This window comes from Pedobacter sp., assembly GCF_045628745.1.
GTDB lineage: Bacteria > Bacteroidota > Bacteroidia > Sphingobacteriales > Sphingobacteriaceae > Pedobacter.
Genome location: NZ_JAZQPU010000300.1, coordinates 1 through 5,563 on the forward strand (window position 1 = coordinate 1; position 5,563 = coordinate 5,563).

Genomic DNA, 5,563 nt, shown 5'->3' on the forward strand with positions numbered 1-5,563 from the left:
TCAAACGGGCCCTGGGAATTATGTCTTCACGAACAAAAGTTTAGGTTTTGGTGACATGTATATACAGCCTATCTGGCTATCCTGGACAAAAGATAAATTAAGTTATGCTTTTAACTATGGCGTGTGGGCCCCAACAGGACGATATAAGCCTGACGATCTGGACAATGGAGGTCATGGTTATTGGTCGCATAACCTAAGGGCGGCTGCAAGATTAAAGCCAACCCCTAAATTCAGTGTTTCTTTGGCCACAACATTGGAGCTTAACCAATGGCAAAAAGACACCGATTTTAAAGAAGGTACTCATTTGACCATCGATTTGGGCGGTTCACATGTATTGAATAAAAAAGGTGATGAGGTGGGCTTTTTCGCCCATTACACCAAGCAGGTAAGTGATGATAAAGGCCAAGAGGTCATATTAATAGCTGATCGGATTGCTGGCGTAGGCAGTTTTTACTCTTATTGGATTAAACCCATGAGAATTGGGCTAATGGGAAGAATTACACAGAATTTTTCTGCTAAAAATAGATTTGCAGGTACAGCCGTTCAAGTGGGCGTGAATTTTTTAATTCCAACACATCATTAATCAGATATAAGAGTGAATACCACTGGTACTGTCAATCTATTTATTACATCATTATGATTTTAATACTTTCTTAAAATCATCTAATTTTGAACAATAATAATTCAATAGTCAGCGGCAACAAATCGCACTCACTCGCTTTCATCCATATAACAATTAATTGAATCTCTCTCCGTATCAATAATACAAAATGCGCTGATACTAGTTTTGTCTTCATAAAATGCCCCATACTTGTTTAAAGCAGCCACGTCATCACCTATACACCAACATATTTGCTTGTAATGAGCCGTAACTTGGCGGTTTTCATGCCTAATATAAAATTATAGATCATCAGTTATTATAAATTTCAATTGCAGAAGCATTGATCTCACTGATTAATCTAGCAAACAGCGACAAAAGTACATTTTGCACTCATAAGTGAGGGGCTTAAGCTTTAGACTTTTAAGCAATATTTAATTCCCTTCCAGCATTTGCATAAACTAATGTTTGTCAGCATTTGCTAAACATTTCTGGTTATTGAGGTGAAGGTAATACTAAACTTCAATATTGGCGTACACAATATAAGACCGGAAATCATTAAGAAATACAAATTCTAAAATTAAAGTGAACACTCAGGAAAGAAATCCTTGAAAGGAACATTAGGCTCCTTCGAAATTCTGTTAAGGTGGTTCAAATTATACTTTGCAATGTGTTTGGGATTTTCGACATTTCCTATGAAACCTACAGATAACTCAATAAGATGAGCAAGCTTAGCTTGAGAAATACCTTTAGAAGTACGGATTTCCTTCACCTTATCAATCACATATTGCTCAATATCGGTATTAACTGACGCTCTTTGCATATTTATATGCAAAGAGCAGAAAGTCATATTCAAAAACACCTACATATATACGTGTATTTTATTATCTTCGATTTTGAAATTTATTTCGTTTATCATAGCTATTTTCATTTCAACAGGGGCTGCTACGGCAGGAACCCTATCTGGTAATCCTGGCCGAGGGTTAATCTATGTTGCCATTACGTGGGGGCTGTATTATTTAATAAATCGAAAATCCAAAAAAAATTGTCAATGAACTTTCCAAAACATTATTAATCATCAAACCAATATTCGACTTATGCTTATTCGGCAATGCGGATGCGGAAGAAGCATTCACCACAAATGAAAAGCTAGTATTCAGTAAAGAATTTTCATCTTATCAGGAGGGCTTTTTAGCGGATGAAGGATCTAAAGCCAACGTAATGCTCTTAAAAGCATGTACCCAGTACTTATCCGGACTTGATCGCAATGGAAGAGAAGATATTGTAAAGGTAATCGTTGAGAATTCACCTATGGCTGAAGCCCTCAGTATGCTATCAATGCTGAATGATGGGGTTATTGATCCCGAACAAGCCAGTATAAAATTCTTGTATGGTTTAAGGATATTCGTTGACGAAAATAAAATCAATGATTCGATACTTCTATTTTTCCAGCAACACTTTCTCAACTTAGAAAGAATAAAACCTTCCAAGTACCAAGATTTGGAATTGACTAGATCAGAATATTTGATTCTTATTTCTGATTATCTTAAAGTACAATCTAATATTTTTTAAATGGATAGACAGCAAATCAACTAAAACAAGGGGTATTATACTGAAAAAGCCGATTCGATTGGCTCCACCTAAGTTTTATTGTCACTTCATTTTTATACAAATGTATATCTGTAAATAGCAAATTTACTTTCATCAATTTTCGCAAAAGTAATCCACCACTTTTAGCCAAAAAAATACACCTACTAGACTGATTTGATTTCCTGTATTTTCTCTGGGAAGATCGTTTTTCTATTTTCCATTCTGTAACTGGTACCTTTTATTTTGACTACCTCACATCTATAAAGCAGCCTGTCCAGTAATGCTGTTGCTAACACTTCATCCTCCAGGGTTTCAGCCCACTGCTTTGGAGATTTATTTGTAGTAATAATAATGGAGGCCTGCTCATGCAGATGATTGATCATATTAAAGAAGGCTACGGCCTGTGCTTTATTAATCGGAAAAAGCATAATATCATCTATGGCCAACACATGCGCTTTTAAGAGGCGGTTATAGGCATTCATTGCTGATACAGTAATATCCTTCATCTTAAGAATGTTCGTTAGCTCTTCCATACTCAGAAAGTACGCGCGATACCCGCCGATCAGGGCATCATGGATTAATCCTGCCGCGAGATACGTTTTCCCGGTTTCGCTAGGCCCCATCAATATCAGGTTATAATTTTGCTCCAGCCACAATAATTCTCTCAATTGTGCAAGTTCTGCCTTCAGAATTCCATTTGATACGTTAAAGTCATAAGTGTCCAGGTCATTGTGTTTAGGCAATTTAGCCAGCCGGATTCTTCTTTCCAGGTCTGCTGATTTGCGGTAGTTTACCTCAGTTGCCAGTATTCCCATGATAAAGTCCATATAAGAAGGTTTATCTAGCTGTGCCTGGTGAATTACCTCTTCAGGAGTTTTCCTGAGATTGGTTAGCCGCAGTATTTCTGCATGCGCTTTAATTTGTTTGATTTGCTCCATTGCTATACCATAAAAGTAATCCTAATGTAGAAATAAAACTGAAAAACTTAGTATGGCGTTATGTGATAAAGATTCACATCGAAATTGTTTACTTTTGTATTCTGATAATCAGAATATGTTTGCAAATTGTTTGCTCATACAAATTAAAAAATCAGGTAATCAATTGATAATCAATTAATTAAAAAATAATTTTATGTCATCAGTAGAGACAACTTACGTTCCTTACAAAGTTAAGGACATTTCACTGGCAGAATGGGGCCGCAAAGAAATTGGTTTAGCCGAAGCAGAAATGCCCGGTCTAATGTCATTGCGCGAAGAATTTGGCCCATCAAAACCATTAAAAGGTGCCCGCATTGCAGGCTGCCTTCACATGACTATCCAAACTGCAGTTTTAATTGAAACTTTAGTAGAATTAGGTGCAGAAGTTACCTGGTCTTCATGTAATATTTTCTCCACTCAAGATCACGCTGCCGCTGCTATCGCTGCTGCTGGTATTCAAGTTTATGCCTGGAAAGGTCTAAACGAAGAAGATTTTGACTGGTGTATTGAGCAAACACTTCATTTTGGTCCAGAGCGTCAGCCATTAAACATGATTTTGGATGATGGTGGAGATTTAACCAATATGGTGTTCGACAAGTTCCCTGAGCTGATTGCTGAAATCAGAGGTTTGTCTGAAGAAACGACTACAGGCGTTCACCGTTTATATGAGCGCATGAAAAACGGAACTTTACATTTACCTGCTATCAACGTAAATGATTCAGTTACCAAATCTAAATTTGATAACAAATACGGATGCCGTGAGTCATTAGTAGACGCGATTCGTCGTGCTACTGATGTAATGATGGCTGGTAAAGTTGCTGTTGTTGCCGGTTACGGTGATGTTGGTAAAGGTTCTGCAGAATCATTGAGCTCACAAGGTGTACGTGTTATCGTTTCAGAAATTGATCCGATCTGTGCTTTACAAGCTGCAATGGAAGGTTACGAAGTGAAGAAATTTGCGACTGCCGTTAAAGAAGCTGACATTGTGGTTACCACAACTGGTAACTGTGATATCGTTCGTGCGGAGCACTTCAAAGTTATGAAAGATAAAGTTATCGTTTGTAACATAGGTCACTTTGATAACGAAATTGATGTTGCCTGGTTAAATAAAAACTATGGTGATACTAAAGTAGAAATCAAACCACAGGTTGATAAATATACTATCGACGGTAAAGATGTTATCTTATTGGCTGAAGGTCGTTTGGTTAACTTAGGTTGCGCAACTGGTCACCCTAGTTTCGTCATGTCCAACTCTTTCACTAACCAAACTTTAGCTCAATTAGAATTGTGGACTAACACTGCTAACTATGAGAACAAAGTTTATGTGCTTCCTAAATATTTAGATGAAAAAGTAGCACGTTTACACTTGGCTAAAATTGGTGTAGAACTTGATGTTTTAGATCAACACCAGGCTGATTATATCGGCGTACCTGTTGAAGGTCCGTTTAAACCTGAAGCTTACAGATACTAGTCAGTATTTATTGATAAATTTTAAAAAAGCTTTCCGCAAGGAAGGCTTTTTTTATGAACTAACTTCTATTCCTTACCTTTGGATATGGCAAACTTATCTGTTAACATCAATAAAATAGCAACCCTGCGCAATAGCCGCGGTGGCAACAACCCTGACCTGGTTAAAGTTGCCTTAGATTGTGAACGTTTTGGCGCTCAGGGAATCACCGTACACCCCCGCCCTGACGAAAGACATATCCGTTACCAGGATGTTTTTGACCTGAAAGCAGTAATTGCAACAGAATTTAACATTGAAGGTAATTGCAGCGAGCAAAAATTTGTTGACCTGGTTTTGAGCAACAAACCTGCACAGGTAACTTTAGTGCCCGATAGCGAAGGACAACTTACTTCTAACCATGGCTGGGATACCATTAAACACCAGGACTACCTGAAAGAGATGGTGAGCGTATTTAAAAATGCCGGCATCAGGGTTTCCATCTTTGTTGACCCGGTAACAGAAATGATAGAAGCGGCAGCTACAACTGGCACCGATAGAATTGAGCTATATACTGAGGCCTATGCACATCATTACCAGCAAGATAAGGCGGCAGCTATTGCTCCTTATGTTAAAGCCGCCCATAAAGCTGTTGAACTGGGCTTAGGGCTCAATGCTGGTCATGACCTTGACTTGAACAATCTTAAATATTTTAACGAACAGATTCCCAGTCTATTGGAAGTTTCTATTGGTCATGCTTTAATTGCCGATGCCTTATATTTAGGATTAGAAAAGACTATCCAAATGTATCTACAGCAATTATCAAACTAAGCTAGAATTTTTCTACCTTTGCGGCAACTTTTATTGCTATCATTCATGAGCTTAAATATCCACTACCAAGAAGACTTTAAAAATCGCCATATTGCAACAAATGCTGCTGACACAGCCGCAATG

The 5,563-nt window shown here is 37.8% G+C and carries 6 protein-coding genes; 4 read left to right on the plus strand and 2 right to left on the minus strand.

Going from position 1 to position 5,563, the window contains the following annotated elements:
• A partial coding sequence (locus ACR2F7_RS11060; protein ID WP_432713623.1) for a transporter occupies window positions 1-583 on the plus strand: 583 nt, incomplete at its 5' end.
• Between the two features lie 595 nt (window positions 584-1,178).
• On the opposite strand, the gene ACR2F7_RS11065 is transcribed toward ACR2F7_RS11060, so the two are convergent.
• A complete protein-coding gene (locus ACR2F7_RS11065) occupies window positions 1,179-1,421 on the minus strand; it encodes a helix-turn-helix domain-containing protein (RefSeq protein WP_432713624.1) in 243 nt (80 codons plus the stop codon).
• Window positions 1,422-1,819: 398 nt separating this feature from the next.
• Between ACR2F7_RS11065 and ACR2F7_RS11070 the strand changes: the two genes are divergently transcribed.
• Entirely contained in the window at window positions 1,820-2,170 is a 351-nt protein-coding gene (locus ACR2F7_RS11070) for a hypothetical protein (RefSeq protein ID WP_432713625.1), read from the plus strand.
• A gap of 182 nt (window positions 2,171-2,352) precedes the next feature.
• Here the strand turns inward: ACR2F7_RS11070 and istB are convergent, their stop codons facing one another.
• A complete protein-coding gene (gene istB, locus ACR2F7_RS11075; protein WP_432713626.1) occupies window positions 2,353-3,126 on the minus strand; it encodes an IS21-like element helper ATPase IstB in 774 nt (257 codons plus the stop codon).
• A gap of 193 nt (window positions 3,127-3,319) precedes the next feature.
• Between istB and ahcY the strand changes: the two genes are divergently transcribed.
• Window positions 3,320-4,636, plus strand: coding sequence for an adenosylhomocysteinase (gene ahcY / locus ACR2F7_RS11080; protein ID WP_432713627.1), 1,317 nt, complete (start codon window positions 3,320-3,322; stop codon window positions 4,634-4,636).
• An 84-nt stretch (window positions 4,637-4,720) separates the two neighbouring features.
• Window positions 4,721-5,440: a pyridoxine 5'-phosphate synthase gene (locus tag ACR2F7_RS11085; protein ID WP_432713628.1), complete on the plus strand. Its 720-nt coding sequence runs from the start codon at window positions 4,721-4,723 to the stop codon at window positions 5,438-5,440.
• Window positions 5,441-5,563: the final 123 nt, after the last annotated feature.